The organism is Campylobacter sp. CNRCH_2013_0898h, assembly GCF_025772965.1.
GTDB classification, from domain to species: Bacteria; Campylobacterota; Campylobacteria; order Campylobacterales; family Campylobacteraceae; genus Campylobacter_D; species Campylobacter_D lari_D.
This window is the reverse complement of the sequence record NZ_JAKMTD010000003.1, coordinates 73381-94089: the sequence shown is the minus strand read 5'-3', so window position 1 is coordinate 94089 and position 20709 is coordinate 73381. Positions and strand designations below refer to the sequence as shown.

Genomic DNA, 20709 nt, shown 5'->3' with positions numbered 1-20709 from the left:
AGGAGATATAAATGCAATTTCAAACTGAAGTTAATCAACTTTTACAACTTATGATTCATTCTTTGTATTCTAACAAAGAAATTTTTTTAAGAGAGCTTATTTCTAATGCAAGTGATGCACTTGATAAACTTAGTTATTTAAGCGTGAGTGATGATGCTTATAAAAATTTAAAATTTGAGCCAAAAATTCAAATTAATTTCAATCAAGAAGCAAAAACCTTAACTATAAGTGATAATGGTATAGGTATGAATAAAGACGATTTAATCAATCATCTTGGAACCATTGCTAAAAGTGGCACAAAAAGCTTTTTAGAGAACTTAAGTGGTGATGCCAAAAAAGACTCTCAACTTATAGGACAATTTGGTGTAGGTTTTTACTCTGCTTTTATGGTAGCTTCTAAAATAGAAGTTTTAAGCAAAAAAGCATTAGATGACAAAGCTTATCTTTGGACTTCTGATGCTAGTGGTTATGAAATAGAAGATGCAAATAAAGATGAACAAGGCACTTGCATAACCTTGCATTTAAAAGATGAAGAGTTTTTAAACTCATACCGCATTGAAAGCATAGTAGAAAAATATTCAAATCATATACAATTTCCTATTTTCATGGAAAAAGAAGAATATTTACCACTAGAAGAAGGCGAAAAAGAACCTAAAAAAGAATTAAAAAACACTCAAATTAATACAGCAAGTGCCTTATGGAGACAAAATAAAGCAAGTTTAAAAGCTGAGGATTATGAAAGATTTTATGAACAAAACTTCCATGATTCAAACAAACCTATGCTTTATATCCACACAAAAGCCGAAGGTTCTATAGAGTATAATTCTTTATTCTTTATACCTGCACAAGCTCCATTTGATCTTTATAGAGTAGATTATAAAAGTGGTTTAAAACTTTATGTTAAAAGAGTTTTTATAAGTGATGATGATAAAGAATTATTACCAACTTATCTAAGATTTGTGCGTGGGATTATTGATGTAGAAGATTTACCGCTTAATGTTAGTCGTGAAATCTTACAAGAAAATAAAATCTTAAAAAGCGTTCAAGAAGCAAGTGTTAAAAAAATCCTAGCTGAACTTAAAAAATTCAAAGAGAAAGATAAAGAAAATTATCTTAAATTCCATGAAAATTTTGGAAAAGTTTTAAAAGAGGGTTTATATGGTTTTAGCGAAAATAAAGACGCTATAGCTAAGCTTTTATACTTTAAAAACTCAAACAAAGAAGAATTAATTGATCTTGAAGAGTATAAACAAAACCTAGCTGAAGGTCAAAATGAAATTTTTTATATTAGTGGAAAAAATGAAAAACTTTTAAGAAATTCTCCATTACTTGAAAGCTATAAACAAAAAAATATCAATGTTTTATTGCTTGATGAGGAAATTGATACCATAGTTATGCCTATGATGAATGAATTTGAAGGTTTAAAATTTAGCGCTATTAACCATCTAGCTAGTGAAGAAACTAGCGAAGAACAAAAGGCTGAATTTGCAAGCTTACTCATCAAAATAAAAGAAGTTTTAAAAGATGAAGTTGAAGAGGTAAAACTTAGCCAAAGACTTTCAAATAGTCCAAGTTGTATTGTTTATGATCAAAATAAACCTGATTTTGCTATGCAACAAATTCTTAAACAAATGGGGCAAGAACAGCAAGTTAAACCTATACTTGAAATCAATCCTAATCATGAAATTTTAAAAGCCTTAAAAGAAAATGATACCTTAGCTAATGAAATGGCACATATTCTTCTAAATATGGCTAAACTTAGTGAAGGTATGGGTATAGATAACCCTAGCGAATTTAACAATGCCTTAAGCAAAATCGTTTCCAAGGCTTTAGAAAAATGAAAAATATAGCTATTTCTAAAGATATTTTGCACGAATTTTGCATTATAGATGTAAGAACCCCAAGCGAATGGAAAAATGGGGTTATAAAAGAAGCTATACTCATCGCACTTTGCGATGATAATGGCTTTATGAATGAAAACTTTATCCAAGAGTTTAAAGAAAAAGTAGATTATCAAAATAAAAACATAGCCTTTGTGTGCGCTACAGGCTCAAGAAGCAAACATACTGCTATGATGATAGAAGATGCTCTAGGTATAGAATGCACTAATTTAGATGGTGGCATGGTTGCACTTTTATCACAAGGTTATGAAGCTACAAAAAAGGAAAATTAATGATAAAAAAAATACTTTTATCTTTAATGCTTTGTGCTAGTTTTGTTTTAGCAGAAGTTAAAAATATCGATATTAATGCGGATATTTTGGAAAATTATCAAGTAATTGATGTTAGAAAACCTAGTGAATGGGTACAAACTGGTACTATAAAAAATGCCATTAAAATTAGCTTTTACAATGAAGATGGCAGTATAAATAAAAATTTCGTCGAGGAAATTAAAAAGATTTCAAGTAAAAAACCTATCGCTATAGTTTGCAGAAGTGGAGCAAGAAGTGCTAAAGCTTCTGCTTTACTAGATCAAAATGACATAGAAGTTACTAATTTAAAAGGTGGTATGAATGCACTTTTATCACAAGGTTATGAAACCTCAAAATAAGTCTAACTAGACTTATTTTTTCTTTGGTCTAAACACAGAAATTACTTCTTCATTATTTTCAATATAAGCTCCACCTATCAAATCTACACAATAAGGAATAGCAGGAAATATAGGCTCAATACATTCTCTTATAGCTTTTGGATTACCCGGTAAGTTAATAATTAATGATTTTCCTTTTATACCTGCGCTTTGTCTTGAAAGTATAGCCGTTGGCACATATTCTAAGCTTTTTGCACGCATTAACTCCCCAAAACCTGGAAGCATTTTATCACACACTGCTTGTGTTGCTTCTGGTGTCACATCACGCAAAGCAGGCCCTGTACCTCCTGTAGTAAAAATCAAATCACATTTTACTTCATCTGCCAAATAAGCTAATTTTTCTATGATTAAATCATACTCATCAGGAATTAGCTCATAATAAAAGCTTTTTTCATTTTTTATATAAGAATCTAAAATTTTTTCTATCTCTACTCCGGATTTATCCTCATAAACTCCGCTACTTGCTCTATCTGAAAGTACTAAAATTCCTATTTTTACCATTTTCACTCCATTATGATTTTTTCTATATCTTGTTTTTCTATTTTTTCATTTTCTAAAAGAATACTAGCTAATCTCACTACTTTTTCTTTCATTAATTCTAAAAATTCTTTCACTTCTTGCTTTTGCTCTTGTAATAAACCCTCATTTGCCATAGCGAAAGTTTCCATAAAAACGAGCAATTCTTTAACCTTTAAAAGATCACTTTGTGCATTAGTGTAACTTTCATTAAAAATAAGCTCCATAGCAACTGAACCTGCTAAAAAAACTTTTATTTTATTTAATAATTCTGATTTTGATTTGATAGTATTTTCATATTCTTTAAACCTATCTTCAATTAGGGTAATTTTTTCAAATTTAACATCAAAATAAAAAGCACACAAGGCTTTAGCTGCTTGATATGTGGCTTGAATTTTTCTTTCCTTGTCGCTTAGAGAAAAAATCTTTTTTTTACCCATTAAAACTTTATTAAGCACTGCAAAAAAATCATTTTCTTCTATTAAATCTGATTTTCTTCTTATAGCATTAATAGCCGCTTCATTAACTAAAGTCTCCAAGGCAGCTCCACTAAAACCCACACTAGCTTTTGCAATTTTTTCTAAATCTACGCTAGATTTTTTTTCTTTCATATAATTTTGCAAAATATGCATTCTATCTTTAAAATCAGGCAAAGATATAAAAATTCTTCTATCAAAACGCCCTGATCTTAATAACGCATTATCCATAAGATCGATTTTATTTGTAGCAGCCATCACTATAACACCACTATTATCTTCAAATCCATCCATTTGAGTTAAAAGTTGATTTAGAGTATTATCTCTTTCTACATTGGAAAAATCCCCTCTACTTTTACCAACTGCGTCAATTTCATCTATAAAAATAATACTTGGAGCTTTTGATTTAGCTTTTAAAAAAAGCTCTCTTACTCTTTTTGCGCCCATACCTACATAAATTTCTACAAAACTAGCCCCGCTTTGATAAAAAAATGGCACCCCAGCTTCACCTGCTACTGCTTTTGCTATCAAGGTTTTACCTACTCCAGGAGGGCCTACTAGCAAAACGCCTTTTGGCATTTTCACGCCAAAATCTTTATATTTTTGAGGATTTTTTAAAAAATCAACGATTTCCAAAAGCTCCACCTTAGCCTCATCAACCCCTGCTACATCTTTAAATTTAACTTCACTTACTACATCTTGTATGGTGTTATTTTGTTCATTTTTTTCTAAAATATTTTTTTCCAAAGAAAGTAAATTTTGCCTATCTTTGTTTTTTTTATTAAGAAAGAGTAAAAAGCTTATGAGAAAAGCAAGTAAAATAAATATCAAAAAAAACTCACTCAAATCATAATCTTTAGCATATTCTAAGGGAATTTTTTGCCACAAAGCATTTAAATCCACTACATCTTTAGCGATTAAAAAATTTCCTTCTTTGCTTTTTAATAATATTTCATTATTTTCTACTATAGCCTTTTGGATTAAATTTTGTTCTAAAAGCTCTTCATAAGCAGCCTTGCTAATATAATCTGGTTGATTTTTTAAAAATGCAATCAATATAAAAACACAAAGCAATAAAAATGAAGCTAAGATAATCTTTTTATTTTTCATCCTCTAACCTTATATAGTTACAATCTTCTTTGCATTCATATTTTTCAATACTTATCCATTGTTTAGCAATATCTTCTTTGCTTGTAATTTTGATTTTATTAAAAAATTGATCATAGCCTTCATAAAAACCATCTTTTTTACTCTCGACTAAAATTTCTAAAATATTTTTTTGGTTTTTTCTAAACTCATAATTATTTTGTGCGACTATATCTTTTAAAATATTTAATCTTTCTTTGGCTATATCACCATTAATTCGCTCACTCATAGAAGCAGAATGCGTTCCATCGCGTGGTGAGAAAATAAAAGCATGGATATGTGTGAGTTTAAATTGTTTGAAATTTTCTAAAGCTTCTTGCCATATCAACTCACTTTCCCCAGGATGCGCCACGATAAAGTCTGTTCCTAAAGCAAAACCTTTTTGATTTAACTCATTAAACAATGCTAAATCATTTTGCGTGTGTGATCTTCTACGCATAATGCGTAGCATTTTTTCATGAGTGTGTTGCAGAGCAATATGCAAATGCTTTTCAAGCCAAGGTTCATCTAAAATTTCTTTAAAACTCTCATCAATTTGAGCAGGCTCTAAACTCCCAAGTCTTACTCTTTTTATACCATTAATCTTGCCTATTTCTTGCAGTAACTTTCCAAGTGTAGTTTTATCTTTTAAACCATAACTTCCTATATTAGTACCCGTTAAAACTACTTCACTATAACCATTTTGAGCCAAAAGTTTGATTTGTTTTATTATTTCCTCGCTTGGCATGCTTCTTGATTTACCTCTAACACTTGGGATTATGCAATAACTACAAGCAAAGTCACATCCTTCTTGAATTTTTACAAAAGCTTTAGTGTGATTTTCATAATTACTTACGATTTTTGTATCAATAAAGCGTAAATTTCCAAGCTCATAAAAGGCTTTATCTTGTGAGATTAACTCGTTAATTTTATCTTTATTAGAAGCTCCTAAAACTCCAAAAATTTCTTTTTTATCAAAAAAATCCTTTCCCTTGCTTACAGCACCACAGCCTGTAAGTATAACCTTAACTCCATTTTTTTTTACACTATTAATATAACTTCTAAGCCCACTATCAGCACCATTTGTAACCGTGCAAGAATTTATCACTATCACATCAGCTTCTTGTTCATTTTGTGTGACAATATGATCTTTAATATAAGTTTTTAATAATTGCGTATCATAAATATTAGTTCTACAACCAAAAGTTTTAAAATATACCTTTTTTTTCAAATATCTTCCTTATTTTCTATAAATTCATGTTTTGCCACATATAAATTTTGTGATGGATAGGCTATTTTTATATCATCATGTTTATTAAATTCATTGATAATTTCTTTACTTATATTACTTCTTAAAACCAAGGCCGCATAAGAATTTGTCATATACCAAGCAGAAATTCTCATACCATAACCTTCTAAAAATGTAAAAAACCTAGGTTCTACTTTAGGATTTCTAATGCTATATTCATTTCTTAATTTATTCATGGATTCTTTTGCAATTTTTGTATAGCCTTTGGAAGCTTTTATAACGATTTCTTCTACTATATCTAAGGCTTTTTGATGATTTGAATCAAAAGTTAAAGTAATATCAAGCCCATCCCAAATTGTTTTCATCCCATGATGAGTATAATTTGATATAAGATTGGTAAAAATAAAGTTATTTGGTATGAAAATTATCCTACCACTTCTTCGATTATCTGTATAAGTTAGTAAAGATATATCTTCATACAAAGTTATTCTTAAAAACGAAATATCAATTATATCGCCGATATAATGTGTATTGTTTTGAAAAACTCTCACCCTATCGCCCACTCTAAAACTTCCACCAAAAACTATCACACACCAACCAAGCATAGACATAAACATATCTTTCATAGCAATAGCCAAACCAGCAGAAGCAAAACCAAGCACAGTAACTAAATAGCTAATATTTTCAATATATCCAAAAAGCAAGATTAAAACAATTACATTGATATTAATAAAATTAATGATTTTATTTGCTGTATAAAAGCGATCATTATCACCTATATATTTTCTAGCTATAAATTTGAGTAAAAATGCTATGGCTACAACTATAACAATAGCCAAAACTATATTGAAAGCTCTTACACCCTGAATTTTAATTGAAGCTGTTGTTTTTTCAATCTCTTCTTGAATTTTTTTCTCATACACAGAATAAGAAATTTCTCCAAAACGCAAAGTTTGTGAAAAATCTCTAACCATTTGATTGGATATTTTTAAATATTCATCATGCTCTTTATTAGAAGATAATTTAGCTATTTCAGCTACTAAAACATTTTCTTTTATAAGCTCATCTAAAGTTTGCTTAAAACTATTTAAAAGATTGACATATTCTTCTTTGTCGCGTCTTAATTTTTTTATATGTGAGTATGCTGAAATAATAGCTAAAGGATTAGTTAGCTTATCTATTTTATCAACTTCTTCAGGTGCCAAAACCATCTTAGAAAAATTTGCACTTTTATACTCACTTAAAAGCTCTAGTCTTTCTTTTAAAATTAAAATTTGTCTTTCTATAATACTTTTATTGCGTTCATTAGCTTTTAAACTTTCTTTTTCTAAAGCCAAAATTTCATCTTGAGTTTTTCTGTAAATGTTAAAATTATTATATTTAATTATCCAAGTATTATATGCTAAATTATTATGTAATTCATTTAATTTTTGTTCTAAATGCTCTATATCATCTTGCGCTAAAAGTAATGTAAAGGGTAAGAGCAAAATCAATATAATTTTTTTCATGCAAACACCTCTAAAGTGTGTAAAATATCTTCTTTGGATATATCATTTTTTATACAAGCTTTTCCTAAACCACAAGCTAAAACAAAATTAATCTTTTGAAAATGTGTTTTTTTATCTAAGAAAAAGGCATTATAAAACTCTTCTATATTTGAAATTTTATAAGATATGGGTAATTTAAATTTCACAAGCAATTTTTGTACTCTTTGGCATTCTTGCTCGCTTAATAACCCCAAATTTAAAGCTAGAATATTTGCCATGTTCATACCTATAGCCACGGCTTCACCATGTAAGTACTTTTTATATCCTGTTTGATTTTCTATAACATGAGCAAAAGTATGACCATAATTTAAAAGCATTCTTAAGCCACTTTCTTTTTCATCTTGTGAAACCACATTAGCTTTAAGTTCTATACTTTTTTGGATGATTTGAGCTAAAATAATATCATCTAATTTAGCGTTTAAAAATTTATCCTCGTCTAAATTTTCTAAAAAAGATAAAATTTTTTCATCAAAAACCACAGCCATTTTGATAAATTCAGCCATACCTGCAGCTAGTTCTCTTGAAGGTAAGGTTTTTAAAAACTCACTCTCACAATACACCGCTTTTGGCTGATAAAAAGTGCCTATTAGATTTTTACCAAATTTATTATTCACCCCGGTTTTACCACCCACACTTGCATCCACACAAGCTAGTAAAGTTGTGGGAATATTGATAAATTCTATCCCTCTTTGATATATACTTGCTACAAAACCACCCATATCAGAGATCACCCCACCACCAAAGCTTATAAGCAGACTTTTTCTATCTAGCTTATAGGTACACATTTGATCTAAGATATATTCTATAGTTTGTAAATTTTTATACTCTTCACCATCTTTGATTTTTATAACAAAAAGTTCTTTAGCTTGAATTTTTTTCAAAAGTGTATCTAAATGTAATTTTGCTACTAATTCATTAGTTAAAATCACTACTTTAGTATCAAAATTTAATTTTTCTAGCTCATTTATATAGACATTATAACTTGTATTTTTATCTAAATTTACCTTAACTTGCATTATTTTCTCACAATGATGGTATAAACAATTGATAATTTTTATTCATCTTATAATATATCGTATTTAAATCCGTTTTTAAAATTTTATTGAAATTGTTTCCTAAAATTTTTTCATTAAATGGTACAAAATGCAATATATTTTGTTTGTAAGAAAATTTATTGATAGGATTATGTTCTTTTTCTTCTATCAAAAGTAATTTTTCATCATGAAGTTTTGAAAGGCTTTCAAAATACTGATGATATTCAAAAATTTCGGCTTTATTTAATTTTAAAGCATAATAATACAAGGCAAGGCCTAGTTGAATTTGCTTGTTAAAATCAAGCATAATAGAAGCAATACCCTCTACATCTTCAAAATTTGAACTTAAAACTACAGAAGATTTTAAATCTGCAAAATCCCCTTTACCTGTTTTTAACACAGGAAGTTTTAAAGTAAAAAGAAAACTTTTTTCTTTTTCAAAAAGATAATCCTCCACCACTAGCAAACCTATACTAGTATTTTCCACAAAAGGTTTAATGTTTTTTATATTTGTGCTTTCAAAGTCAAATATCACTTCAGTGCTATTTTTATGCAAGGATTTAAGTTTATAATACATAGGAGTTAAGGTAGGATTAATCACCTTAAAATAAAGTTTTTTGCTATTGATTCTTACATGCAAAAGCAAGCTTGCAAAAATAAGCTTTTCTATAGCAAACTCACTCATTTTTTTCATATCTATAATACAAAGTATATTATCTCCAAAAGGCGATGGAAAGCGTCCTAAGCTTGTTTTAACATTAGTAAAAACACTTTGCAAAACTTTAGGATCACCTACGATTAAAATGCTATCATTTGGCATTAAAATAAGCCCAGGTCTTGCCAGAATAAATTCATTATTTCTATAAACCATTACGATTTTAAAGCGTTTTTGGCTAATAGAGCTTATGTGCCTATAAGCAAAGCTTGATCCTGCAGGAATTTTAACTTCCATAATCTCACCTTGTCCAAGCCCTATAAATTGTGCCATTGAAGGCATATTATCCAAACAACCTGTCAATCTTGTACTTAAAGTATCATAAATATTAATTACTTCACAAAAATTATCATCAATTTGGCTATTCCACAAATCCATAATAACTATATTTAATCTTGGATGTAATTTTCTTAAATTTTGATAGCAAGCTAATGTATCTGCTTCTTCTTGCATATAAATAATAGCTTGATGAAAATTTTCTTTTAATAAATTTTCTAGCTTAATCAAACTCGTAGGATCAAATTTAAAAAAAGAAATTTGTTCATTCTCTAAGTCTAAGTCTACGCTATCATCATTATAATACACAACACTCAAAGACTCTTTGAAGGTTTTGTTATTATAAATTTTCTTTAAAAAATCTTTCGCAAAAGGTCCATCAGCTAGTAGTAAAATCTTATTCATTCACACCTCTAAAATATAAAGTATAATTATAGCAAAGTTATAGTTTATATTTTAAAGTTTTTATTTTTTCAAAATATATTCCACTACTAATATATCTTTTTAAATTAACAAAAATTATTATTTTTCATTCAGTAAAAATCTTAATATTGATGGATACTTATTTTAGTATTTAGCTTATAAAAGGATTTTAAAGTTAAAGAGATATAATAAAATATTTCTCACATGTCAATTAAAATCTACTTAAAAAACTGTATAATATATTTTTTGGATAAAATTATCACAAATTTAGAAATAATTTAGCATCTTAAAATTAAAATATATCAACAAGAAAAAGTTCATTTTGCCTAAAACTACTTTAAAGATTTAAAAATAAAAATTATATCATTTAAATAAAACAATTTTTATAAAAAACAATATTTAAAGACAAAATAAAAATAAAACTTACAAGAATCAACTATTTAAGTGAAATAAAAATATCAAAAAGAGAGAAATTTTTGTAAAATAATGCTATTGATATACAAATAGTAATTGCAATAAAATATAAATTTTAATAAATTTAACAAAAAAATAGTTTAGCGGACGGTAGTTTATGTTGCTTCAAACTATAAATTCTACTACAACATACCTCGGAAAAAGATAATGAATTAATAAACTACTATGTTAGATATACTATTTAACTTAAAAATCAACTAGATAACTTTCTATGCGTTTGATTTTAATTCCAACTTTTTTGAGCATTTGCTGCACTTATAAGATATATTTAAATAATTTATTTTCATATATAAATCATAATTCACTTTATGGATAACACCAATACAATCACATATATACTCAAATATTTCTTCGCTTTTTATCATCTCGTTTTGTTTTGATAAATTTTGATTAGATGAATTTTAAACATAATCTCTTATTTTCATATCATGTATACTAAAATGATTAAAAAACCATGATGATACTTATTATAAAGTTCATTTTTAAGTTCATTAGTACTACGACACTCATATAATAGACTTTTCATAGATTTTACAATATTTTTATGCATTATTATATGCTCATCTAAATATGGATATTTAATTTCTCTCATATATTCCTCTTCATCATCAAAATGATTTTTCATATATGAAAATAACTCCATTAATACTTTTTTTTAATTCTGTTTTATAAATATGTCTATTTGAAAGTCTAAAAACTTCTAAAGTTAAAGCAAAAAATCTCTGATGCTGTAAATCTATTTTTTCATTGCCTAAATAATATTCATCACTCCAAGAGGGAAAATTATTTACCATATACCCCCGCCGCCGATTAAATCAATCGAATATTTTGCTGACAAATTTTACAATCATACTTAGCACCATTAAAAATTTTAAGATGCATATTATGTGAAATTTTATATTTTTTATTTAAGCATCCACAAGTATAAAGAACATATTCTTTTTTCTTAAAATTAGCATATTTTATATCTTCCTCTAAAATATGCTTAATAATATTATCATCTATAAAATCACTAAATTTTGTTTTAAATTCATTTATGTTTGATGTGTTTTTAACTAAAGAAGCTAATGAAGACATAATTTTTTTATGCTCTTTTATATGTATATCGATATATGGGTAAGCAATCCTTTTCATATATTTTTCTTCATATTTTGCATGATCTTTAAGTTGTTTTAAAAATTCAATCGAAAGCATTCTAACTTCATTAATATTTACATGATTATTTTTTATAAAATAAATTTCTTTAGCTAAATCAAATAAGCTTTTATGTTGTATATCAATAATACTATTCCAAGCGGTATATTTTTGAGTCCATATTTTCATATATAATATTCCTTATTTTGTAGTATATATAATAGTATTATCTATAAAATAAATATTAAAAAATATATATATAATTATTTAATAAGAAATTTATTTAAAAAACAACTTAGCAAACTAGCAATAATTATAAAAATAATATAAATATAAAAATACTCCTTATATACAAAATTAACAATAAAAGGGGTTATAAAACCCAAAATCGCATAAGAAATATTATAAGCAAAAGAAAGACCACTCGATCTTAACTCTGTGGTAAAAATTTGAGTCATAAAAATAGGAGCAAAAGCTATAATACCTTGTGCAAAACAAGCAAGCAAATAAAATAACAAAAACCACTCATTATAAAAGCTAAAACTAATGCCAAAAATTCCAAAAAGCAAAGTAAAAATAAAACAAATTTTAAAATGTCCTAAAAAATCTGCTAAATATCCTTGTGCTAAACTTCCTAGTATGATCATCACTATGGCCAAATTTTGATATAACAAAGCAGTAGTTTTGCTAACTCCTAATAAGCTTTCAAAATATTGTGGCAGTATCATTAAAGTAGCCACCCCACTTGTTAAAACCACAGTAAGTAAAGCGCATATTAACATACTTTTTTTATGTGTTTTTAAAGCCTGCAAAAGTGGGAAATTTAAAATTTTTTCTTTTGCTTTTATATTTTTAAAAGCTGGTGTTTCATTCAATTTCGTGCGTAAAAATAAAGCCAATATACCAAAAAATCCTCCTATAAAAAAAGGAATTCTCCAAGCAAAGCTTTCTACTTCTTCTTTATCAAAATACGCATATATAGTCAAAGTCGCTAAATTTCCAAGCAATAAACCTAAAGTCAAAGTTGCTGAAATAAAACCAAGTGCCAAACCAAGTCTTTTTTTACTCACAAATTCACTCACAAAAATCCAAGCACCACTAACTTCAGCTCCTATGGCTAATCCTTGGGCTATCCTAATAACAAAAAGCATAAAAGTAGCCAAAAGCCCTATGCTTTCATAAGTAGGTAAAAAGGCCAAAACAAAACTTGGTACAACCATTAAAAGCATACTAATATAAAAAACATTCTTACGCCCTTTTATATCTGCAAAATGCGCTAAAACAACAGCACCAAAAGGTCTGGCTAAATACCCTGCCCCAAAGGCTACATAAGTATAGATTAATGGCCAAAAATCATCATTTTGAGGAAAGAAAATTTTTGCAAAAACACTTGCAAAGAAGATAAATAAAACAAAATCATAAAATTCTAAAATACCACCTAAAGAAGCATAGATGGTATTTTTAAAAGCTTTTTGCATTATTAAATTTTGCCACCTTCGATTACTACATCATCAGCTTTTATATCATCACTAAAAAACGGCTTTAAAGTTTCATCATAAGCTTTGTGGAAAAATTGTTCATTTTGTAATTTTAAAATCAAATCATTGATAAAATTTAACATAGCTTCGTCACCTTTTTTTACAGCAGGAGCTATAACATCATGATTTCCAAGTTCTTTAATCACTACTTCAAAATTTGGATTTTCTTTAGCCCAGGCAAAAAGCAATGCATTATCATGACTTAACGCATCACCTCTTTTACCAATTAAAGCTGCAAAAGTTTCTGTATTTTGATCAAATTTAATCGTTTTAATATCTGGCATATTTTTTGTAAAATACGCATCAGCTGTTGTGCCTTTATTTAAAATTAAAGTTTTATTTTTTAAATCATCTAAAGTTTCAATATCTGACCCTTTAGGAGCCACCACCCCAAGAGCAACTTTCATATAAGGTAATGCAAAATCAACCACAGCTTCTCTTTCTGGGGTTTTTGTAAAATTTGCTAAGATTAAATCTACTTTATTTGATTCTAAAAATTCTACTCTATTTGCTGCTTCAACAAGTACAAATTGCACTTTAGACTCATCTCCTAAAAGCTCTTTTGCTATGCGTTTAGCAAAATATACATCATAACCTTGATTTTTCCCTTGTGCATCTAGGTAGCCAAATGGAGGTTTATCACCAAATACACCTATACGGATTACACCTTGCTGTTTGATTTTCTCTATGGAATTTTCATTAGAGCTTGAATTTGAGCATGCACTAAAAAAAAGTGCCATCAAAAATGATAAAAGAAAAATTTTTTTCATGTTTTATCCTTATGATTAAAAATTTAAATTTTTAAACCTTATATTATTTTTTTAAATAAATATTTTAAAAAAATAAAATTAACGATGAAAATCAAACAAATTGAGAAATTTTTTCGCACGATCTGTCTTTGGATTTTCAAAAAATTCATCAGGATTTGAAATTTCTACTATTTTACCATCATCCATAAAAACTATTTTATCAGCAACTGCTCTTGCAAAACCCATTTCATGTGTAACTATAAGCATAGTCATACCATCTTTTGCCAAATTTAAAATCACATCTAAAACTTCACGCACGATTTCAGGATCAAGCGCTGCTGTAACTTCATCAAAAAGCATGATTTCAGGGTTCATACAAAGACTTCTAACTATGGCTATGCGTTGCTTTTGTCCACCGCTTAATTCTTTAGGATAAGCTTTTATTTTATGCAAAAGTCCTACTCTATCAAGCCAGTATTTTGCTTCTTCTAAAACCTCTTCTTTTTTTCTTTTTTGCACCTTTAAAGGTCCTAAAAGTATATTTTGCTCAACATTTAAATGATCAAAAAGCTCATAAGATTGAAACACCATACCTATTTTTTGACGAATTTGAGTCCATTTTTTATAATTTTTATCAATTTTCTCATCATCTACTAAAATAGCTCCATCAGCCATTTCTTCTAAGCCATTAATACATCTTAAAAGTGTAGATTTCCCACAACCACTTGGACCTAGTATAACTACTACTTCTTTTTGATTTACTTCTAAATTAATATCTTTTAAAACATGATGATCATCATAATATTTTTGTAAATTTTGTATTTTTAAAATGCTCATATTAGCTCCATTTTTTCTCTAAAAACTTTGAATATACTGACAAAGGATAACAAAGTATAAAATAAATCAATAAAATCAAACCATAAATCACAAAAGCCGCATAAGAATTTTGAAATAAATTAAGCTCAATCACTTGTTGACCTACTTTAATAAGCTCTATACCACCGATTAGATAAATCACTGAAGTGCTTTTAATAATTCTTGTAAAAAGATTAATACTCATTGGTAATAATCTTCTCAAAGATAAAGGTATAATGATAAAAAGATAAACTTCAAATTTATTAAAACCTAGTGAAAGTCCTGACTCATACTGATGTCTTGGTATACTTGCTAAAGATGATCTAACCAAATCCATCATCTCAAACACACCCCAAATACTAAAAACAATAATACTTGAACCCAAAGCACTCAAATGCCATCCAAACCATTTCGCCAAGCCAAAATGCACTATAAAAAGCCAAACAATCAAAGGCATAATACGCACAAACTCAAGCATAAAACGACAAAAAACATAAAGGAATTTGTTTTTAGAATGCATTAAAATTCCAAAAAATACTCCTCCTATGAGTGAAATCAAAACGCTAATCAATGAAAGCTCTAAAGTAACCTTTAAACCTTGCGCTAGTCTAAAAAAGGTATCTTGATTTAAAATTTCAAACATAATTTAACCTTTTTTCTATACGGTTTAACACTAAAGATAAAGGTAAAATCAAGATCAAATAACAAAGCACCAAAGCAAATAATGCTTCGTTACTTTTATAATAAAGCCCTATAAGATCTTTAGCCACATATACTAAATCTGCTAAAGCAATAATGCTTACTACTGAAGTTTCTTTAAGTAAAAAAATGATATTTGCACTAATGCTTGGCATAGCTATACCCAAAGCTTGAGGCATAATAATATAACGGAAATTTTGCCATTTACTCAAACCCAAAGAAAGTCCTGATTCATATTGTTGTTTTTTAACCGCTTCCATACCCGCTCTTAAACTCTCAGCCATATAAGAACCACCTAAAAAACTAAGTCCTATCACAGCACAAGCAAAAGAACTAAGGTGTATCCCAAACTCAGGTAAAGCATAATATAAAAAGAAAAGTTGGATTAGCAAAGGTGTGTTTCTTGAAAATTCTATATAAATTTTACAAATTGTGTTTAAAAAGGAAAATTTAAAATAACTTACTCCCACACAAAATAAACCTACTAAAAATGAAAAAAACACCCCATAAATAGCAAGTTTTAATGTAAGCCAAGAAGCTTGTATAAACATAGGGCTAAACTTGACTAAAAAATCAAAATCCATGAAACCATCCATACTTTAAAATATAATATTGTAACAAATAAGACTTAAAAAGACTTAATTAAATTTTGCATTTTTTCTTTATTTAAAATTACTATTTTACCTTTATTTGTGCAAATAAGCTCATTTTGTTTTAATTCTTTTAAAAAACGCGATAAAGATTCTGGGGGTAAATTTAAAATCACAGCGATTTCTTTTTGTTTTAAATTTTGTAGCTTTTCTTCATTTTCTAGTAAAAAGCTGACTAATCTTGACTTTAAATCCAAAGATTTTTGTCTGATAAAATTTTCTAAAATTCGAATTTTACCGATTAAAGAAGTCAAAAGTAAAAAACTAAATTCTCCATTTTCTAAGCATAATTTTTTAAATTCATTAAAATCAAAAACACTAATTTCACAATCTTGCTCACAAATTGCATTGGCTGGGTAATCAATACCCTCAAACACAGGCATTTCAGCTATAAAATTTACCGGAGTTAGAGTGTGTAGTGTTAGCTCAAAACCTTTTGCATTCACCTTATATATACGCACTTTTCCACTTAGTAAAATGTAAATTTTATTTGCTTTTTCACCTTGAAAAAATAAAATATTCCCTTTGTTAAAATGTTTTTTCTTTCCTTTAGAAATTAAAATTTCAAAGTGTTTATCCATTTTCTTTTTCCATATTTTTGATACTTTCTTTTGCTTTTAAAACTAATTCTTCATCATCTGCAAAATCAAAAAATTTAAAATGATTGCCATGTTGTACTCTACCATCTAGTAAATCCCCGCTTAGTCTGTTTTTTAAATCAAGCTCAGCTATTTTAAATCCATCTAAAGTTTTAACAAATTCAAGCAAACGACTTGGAATTTCTTTTTGCTTAGTATATAAATAACAAAAACTCTCAAGCCCTACTCTACCCACCCTACCTCGAAGCTGATGTAAGGTAGCAAGCCCAAGTCTTTCAGCTCCAACAATAACAATCACACTAAGTCTTGGTAAAGAAATCCCCACTTCAACCACCGTTGTAGAAAGCAAAATCGTGCCTTTTTCTCTAAATTCTTGCAAAATTTGATCTTTATTTTTATCTTTTCCATGGGTTACATAAACATTTTTGTATTTGTTTATCCAGTATCCTTGTGCTTGTTCTAGTGATAAATAATCTATATTTTCACTTTCATTTACCAAAGGATAAATGATGATTACTTGATGATTTTTAGCTAGCTCATCATCGATTTTTTTAAGCAAATATTTAAAATCTTTATCTTGTATACAAAAAGTATTAATGTCTTTTTTAAAAGGCATTTGTTTAATAAAACTAAAATTTACAAGCTCACTTTGTATCATAGAAAGTGTTCTTGGTATGGGTGTAGCAGAAAATTGCACGATATGCGGAGCATATTGAGAGTTTTTGCTAAGCTCACTTATTTTTTGTCTTTGATTAGAACCAAAACGGTGTTGCTCATCTATCATCACTAAAACTGCTTCAAATTCTTCTTGATGAATGAGCGCATGTGTACCTATGATAAAATGGGCTTGTTCTTTTAATTTTGCTAAATCTTTATCTTTTTTTCCACCTTTTAAAAGCAATACATTAACAAAATCAGGCAAAAGTCTTTTTGCTTCATGATAAATTTGCTCTGCTAATATACTAGTTGGAGCCATTAAAATGGCCTTTTTAGGATACACTAGCAAACTTGCAGCAAGTATAACCAAAGTCTTACCACAACCCACATCACCCATTACCACACGCCTTTTTGCAACTTTACTTTGTAAGTCTTTTTTAATATCTTCTATCGCTAAAAGCTGATCATTTGTAGGGTTAAATTCTAAACCCTTAAGCCAAGAGCTTATATCAAAAAGTTCTATTTTATAAGCATTTTGTGATATTTTTTTACCCTTTAAACGCCTTAAATGATTAAAAATTTCTATATATTTTAAATCTTTAACTATGGCATTAAAATTTTCATAAAGAGTTAAATCATCATAATTGTGTAAATTTAAAAGTAAATTAATGTATTTTTGTTCTAAATTTAGCGCTTTTAAGTTAGCTTCATTGACATATTTTAAAATAAGTTTTTTTATGCTTTCATCTTTAATAGAACTAATTTGGTATTTAGGGACTATTTGACCTATGTTTTTTACTATTTTTGGGTTTATAAACTGCCAAATTCCATTAAAAAAATTCATCTTTGCATGGATACAAACCAAAGCATTATGTTTAAAAATTTTAAAATGCCACTTATTAGGATGAAAGATCACTATATTTGCTTTTATACCCCATTCTAAACACTCACAAAGCATAAAAAGCTGGGAGTGATGATTTTGTGTGCTAATAATTTTTACATTTTGAGTGCAAAATGTATCTTTTGGAAACTTTGAAATTCTAAAATCATCAAATTTTTTAGGTAAAATCAAAGCCAAATCGATACAATTTTTAACCCCTAAAGCATGAAGTAGTTTTAAATCCTTTTCTTCAACTTTCATTTTCTATGCTTGCAAAACTCACTTTGGTAATTTCACTATGTGCTTTGATAAAGTCATTTAACTCATTTAAAGTAGTGTTTTTAATCTTTTGCATTTCTTCTTTTAAATTTCCAAGTTTTAAACCATGCAAATATTCATTTAGCATTATATCTAGTCTTTTAGCCAAGTTTTCATACCTTAAAGGCATAGAGCCTACTAAAAATTGTTTAGCTAGTTGAAATTCTTTTTCATTGACTCCATTTTGGACAAAATTTTCAAAAACTTCCTTAACTAAAGCTTTAGCCTCATTAGAACTTTCATTTTTAGTTTGCAAATACCCAAAAACTCTACTATAATTTAAATTTACATCAAGCATAGCATATGCTGAATACGCCAAGCCTCTTTTTACACGCACTTCTTCCATCAAACGCGAACCAAAACCACCTTGACCTAAAATAAACAAAGCAAGTTTAGCTAAATACATTTTCTCATCATTAATTTGTATATTAAATGGAGAGCAAAAGTATATATAAGCTTGCTCAGTGCTTTTTTGCTCACTTACTTCTATACTCTCATCAACGAGCTTGTAGCTTTTGTTTTGATTTGGGGCATTTCTTTTTAGAATTTGGCAAATTTTTTCTACTTTAATCTTTACTTCATCTTCTTTAATATCTCCACCAAAAACAAATAAAGCATTATCAAGTACTAAATTTTCACTCATAAAATCTTGTAATTCTTTTAAACTAATCTTTTCTATGCTTTCTTTAGTCCCATCAAGACCACTAGCAAAAATTTCATCTTTAAAAACATTCTTATTCAAAAGTCTTTTTGCTTGATAATCATAATCAGTATTTAAACTTGCAAGTTCACCCAAAGCTAAAGTTTTTAATCTTTGTAAGATTTTTTCATCAAAACGCACATTTAAAAATAATTCTTGTAATTTTTCTAAAGCAAAATCAAAATGTTCTTTCAAGCATTTAATACTAATTTGAAAATGTTCAAAACTAGCCTTAGCATAAAGCTCTATAGCACGGTATTCTAAGCTTTTAAAAAACTCATCATTACTTCCTTCATTTAAAAGCCTAGCAAGCATACTTGCACAACCTCTATTGTGTTTTTCTGCTATTTTTCCACTATTTTTAAAAATGAGCTTAAAAAATACTACAGGAAGCTCATTTTCATACTCATATATTATGTCTATTTTAGTTTCATTAAAGTCTAAATTTAACATTAAAACCTTTCTAAAATATTATAAGCTGTATCGCGTTTGGCAGGTAATTCCCCTATATCTTTAATAAGTTCTATCATTTGTTCTTGATTCATTCTGTATTTTGCACCAGCTGCGGCTACAACATTTTCTTCCATCATAGTTGAACCTAAATCATTTGCACCAAATTTTAAAGCAAGTTGGCCTATTAAAGAGCCTTGCGTTACCCATGAACTTTGTAAATTTTTAAAATTATCCAAATATAATCTTGCCAAAGCTAGCAATCTTAAATATCTATTAGAGCTTTGCTTGATGATTTCAGGGTGTTTTTTGATTAAAGGAGTATTTTCACTTTGAAATGACCATAAAATAAAAGCTCTAAAGCCATTTGTTTTATCTTGCAAATTTCTTAAATGATCAAAATGTTCGATGATCTCCTCATCATTTTCAACCGTACCAAACATCATTGTAGCAGTACTTTTCATACCTATATTATGCGCACTCTCATGTACCCTAAGCCAAGTAGCTGTGTCACATTTGTGTGGTGCTATAATATCTCTCACCCTATCGCTTAATACTTCAGCACCCGCTCCAGGTATAGAAAAAAGTCCTTTGACTTGTAATCTTTTTAAAACCTCTTCTATAGAAATTTTAGAAACTCTTGCTATATAAGCTATCTCTACTGCTGAAAAACCATGCACGGTAATAGTTGGATAATTAGTTTTTATATAAGAAAGCAAATCTTCATACCATTCTATTTTAAGTTTTGGATGCACCCCGCCTTGAAATAAAATTTGCGTTCCGCCTATAGCTTGTAATTCTTCTATTTTTTGCCCTATTTCTTCATATTTTAAAATATAGGAATCATCATCTTTTTCTTTTCTGCAAAAAGCACAAAAATCACAATCAATACAGCAAATATTTGTATAATTTATATTTCTATCTACCACAAAAGTAGTTATTTTTTCAGGATGAAGCTCTAATTTTCTTTCATAAGCCATTGCACCTAGTTCATATAAAGGTGCATTTTGGAGCAAATTTAACGCTTCTTTTTTACTTAATCTACTCATTCTTAAA

Annotated in this window: 21 protein-coding genes; 3 read left to right on the top strand and 18 right to left on the bottom strand. The window is 28.1% G+C overall.

What is annotated here, in order from left to right; translation table 11 throughout:
• Window positions 1-11: 11 nt before the first annotated feature.
• From htpG to L8X50_RS02405, 3 genes are read left to right on the top strand one after another with little or no spacing between them, the layout of a single operon-like run.
• Window positions 12-1841, top strand: a complete 1830-nt coding sequence (htpG, locus tag L8X50_RS02415) for a molecular chaperone HtpG (RefSeq protein WP_263660308.1) — start codon at window positions 12-14, stop codon at window positions 1839-1841.
• Window positions 1838-2173 (top strand): rhodanese-like domain-containing protein, encoded by a 336-nt coding sequence (locus L8X50_RS02410; protein ID WP_263660307.1) that lies wholly within the window; start codon window positions 1838-1840, stop codon window positions 2171-2173. Before htpG ends, L8X50_RS02410 begins: the two co-directional genes overlap by 4 nt.
• Window positions 2173-2550: a rhodanese-like domain-containing protein gene (locus L8X50_RS02405; RefSeq protein WP_263660306.1), complete on the top strand. Its 378-nt coding sequence runs from the start codon at window positions 2173-2175 to the stop codon at window positions 2548-2550. Before L8X50_RS02410 ends, L8X50_RS02405 begins: the two co-directional genes overlap by 1 nt.
• Window positions 2551-2562: 12 nt before the next feature.
• On the opposite strand, the gene mog is transcribed toward L8X50_RS02405, so the two are convergent.
• From mog to L8X50_RS02315, 18 genes are all read right to left on the bottom strand, one after another.
• Window positions 2563-3090 (bottom strand): molybdopterin adenylyltransferase, encoded by a 528-nt coding sequence (gene mog, locus L8X50_RS02400; RefSeq protein ID WP_039618174.1) that lies wholly within the window; start codon window positions 3088-3090, stop codon window positions 2563-2565.
• Between the two features lie 2 nt (window positions 3091-3092).
• The gene (locus L8X50_RS02395) at window positions 3093-4691 is read right to left on the bottom strand and encodes an AAA family ATPase (RefSeq protein ID WP_220566232.1); all 1599 of its coding nucleotides are present in this window, start codon (window positions 4689-4691) and stop codon (window positions 3093-3095) included.
• A complete protein-coding gene (mtaB, locus tag L8X50_RS02390) occupies window positions 4681-5937 on the bottom strand; it encodes a tRNA (N(6)-L-threonylcarbamoyladenosine(37)-C(2))-methylthiotransferase MtaB (RefSeq protein WP_263660305.1) in 1257 nt (418 codons plus the stop codon). The genes L8X50_RS02395 and mtaB overlap by 11 nt, the downstream gene beginning before the upstream one ends.
• Window positions 5934-7463: a mechanosensitive ion channel family protein gene (locus L8X50_RS02385; protein WP_263660304.1), complete on the bottom strand. Its 1530-nt coding sequence runs from the start codon at window positions 7461-7463 to the stop codon at window positions 5934-5936. Before L8X50_RS02385 ends, mtaB begins: the two co-directional genes overlap by 4 nt.
• Entirely contained in the window at window positions 7460-8518 is a 1059-nt protein-coding gene (aroB, locus tag L8X50_RS02380; RefSeq protein ID WP_263660303.1) for a 3-dehydroquinate synthase, read from the bottom strand. The genes L8X50_RS02385 and aroB overlap by 4 nt, the downstream gene beginning before the upstream one ends.
• A gap of 7 nt (window positions 8519-8525) precedes the next feature.
• On the bottom strand, window positions 8526-9932 hold the full coding sequence (locus tag L8X50_RS02375) for a COG3400 family protein (protein ID WP_263660302.1): 1407 nt from the start codon (window positions 9930-9932) through the stop codon (window positions 8526-8528).
• 913 nt (window positions 9933-10845) lie between these two features.
• Window positions 10846-11049, bottom strand: a complete 204-nt coding sequence (locus L8X50_RS02370; RefSeq protein ID WP_263660301.1) for a hypothetical protein — start codon at window positions 11047-11049, stop codon at window positions 10846-10848.
• Complete coding sequence (locus L8X50_RS02365) at window positions 11033-11218, bottom strand: hypothetical protein (protein ID WP_263660300.1); 186 nt, start codon at window positions 11216-11218, stop codon at window positions 11033-11035. The genes L8X50_RS02370 and L8X50_RS02365 overlap by 17 nt, the downstream gene beginning before the upstream one ends.
• Window positions 11219-11234: 16 nt before the next feature.
• The gene (locus L8X50_RS02360; RefSeq protein ID WP_263660299.1) at window positions 11235-11747 is read right to left on the bottom strand and encodes a hemerythrin domain-containing protein; all 513 of its coding nucleotides are present in this window, start codon (window positions 11745-11747) and stop codon (window positions 11235-11237) included.
• 74 nt (window positions 11748-11821) lie between these two features.
• The gene (locus tag L8X50_RS02355; protein ID WP_263660298.1) at window positions 11822-13036 is read right to left on the bottom strand and encodes an MFS transporter; all 1215 of its coding nucleotides are present in this window, start codon (window positions 13034-13036) and stop codon (window positions 11822-11824) included.
• Between the two features lie 2 nt (window positions 13037-13038).
• Window positions 13039-13836 carry a cysteine ABC transporter substrate-binding protein gene (locus tag L8X50_RS02350; protein ID WP_375154872.1) on the bottom strand — a complete coding sequence of 266 codons (798 nt, stop codon included), beginning with the start codon at window positions 13834-13836 and terminating at the stop codon, window positions 13039-13041.
• A 108-nt stretch (window positions 13837-13944) separates the two neighbouring features.
• The gene (locus L8X50_RS02345; RefSeq protein WP_133318954.1) at window positions 13945-14682 is read right to left on the bottom strand and encodes an amino acid ABC transporter ATP-binding protein; all 738 of its coding nucleotides are present in this window, start codon (window positions 14680-14682) and stop codon (window positions 13945-13947) included.
• Window position 14683: 1 nt separating this feature from the next.
• The gene (locus L8X50_RS02340; protein ID WP_263660297.1) at window positions 14684-15343 is read right to left on the bottom strand and encodes an amino acid ABC transporter permease; all 660 of its coding nucleotides are present in this window, start codon (window positions 15341-15343) and stop codon (window positions 14684-14686) included.
• Window positions 15336-15983: an amino acid ABC transporter permease gene (locus L8X50_RS02335; protein WP_263660296.1), complete on the bottom strand. Its 648-nt coding sequence runs from the start codon at window positions 15981-15983 to the stop codon at window positions 15336-15338. The genes L8X50_RS02340 and L8X50_RS02335 overlap by 8 nt, the downstream gene beginning before the upstream one ends.
• Before the next feature lie 44 nt (window positions 15984-16027).
• Window positions 16028-16630, bottom strand: coding sequence for a Crp/Fnr family transcriptional regulator (locus tag L8X50_RS02330; RefSeq protein WP_263660295.1), 603 nt, complete (start codon window positions 16628-16630; stop codon window positions 16028-16030).
• A complete protein-coding gene (gene recG / locus L8X50_RS02325) occupies window positions 16623-18446 on the bottom strand; it encodes an ATP-dependent DNA helicase RecG (protein ID WP_263660294.1) in 1824 nt (607 codons plus the stop codon). Before recG ends, L8X50_RS02330 begins: the two co-directional genes overlap by 8 nt.
• On the bottom strand, window positions 18436-19656 hold the full coding sequence (locus tag L8X50_RS02320; RefSeq protein ID WP_263660293.1) for a M16 family metallopeptidase: 1221 nt from the start codon (window positions 19654-19656) through the stop codon (window positions 18436-18438). Before L8X50_RS02320 ends, recG begins: the two co-directional genes overlap by 11 nt.
• Window positions 19656-20702, bottom strand: coding sequence for a dehypoxanthine futalosine cyclase (locus L8X50_RS02315; protein ID WP_133318960.1), 1047 nt, complete (start codon window positions 20700-20702; stop codon window positions 19656-19658). Before L8X50_RS02315 ends, L8X50_RS02320 begins: the two co-directional genes overlap by 1 nt.
• Between the last annotated feature and the right edge of the window lie 7 nt (window positions 20703-20709).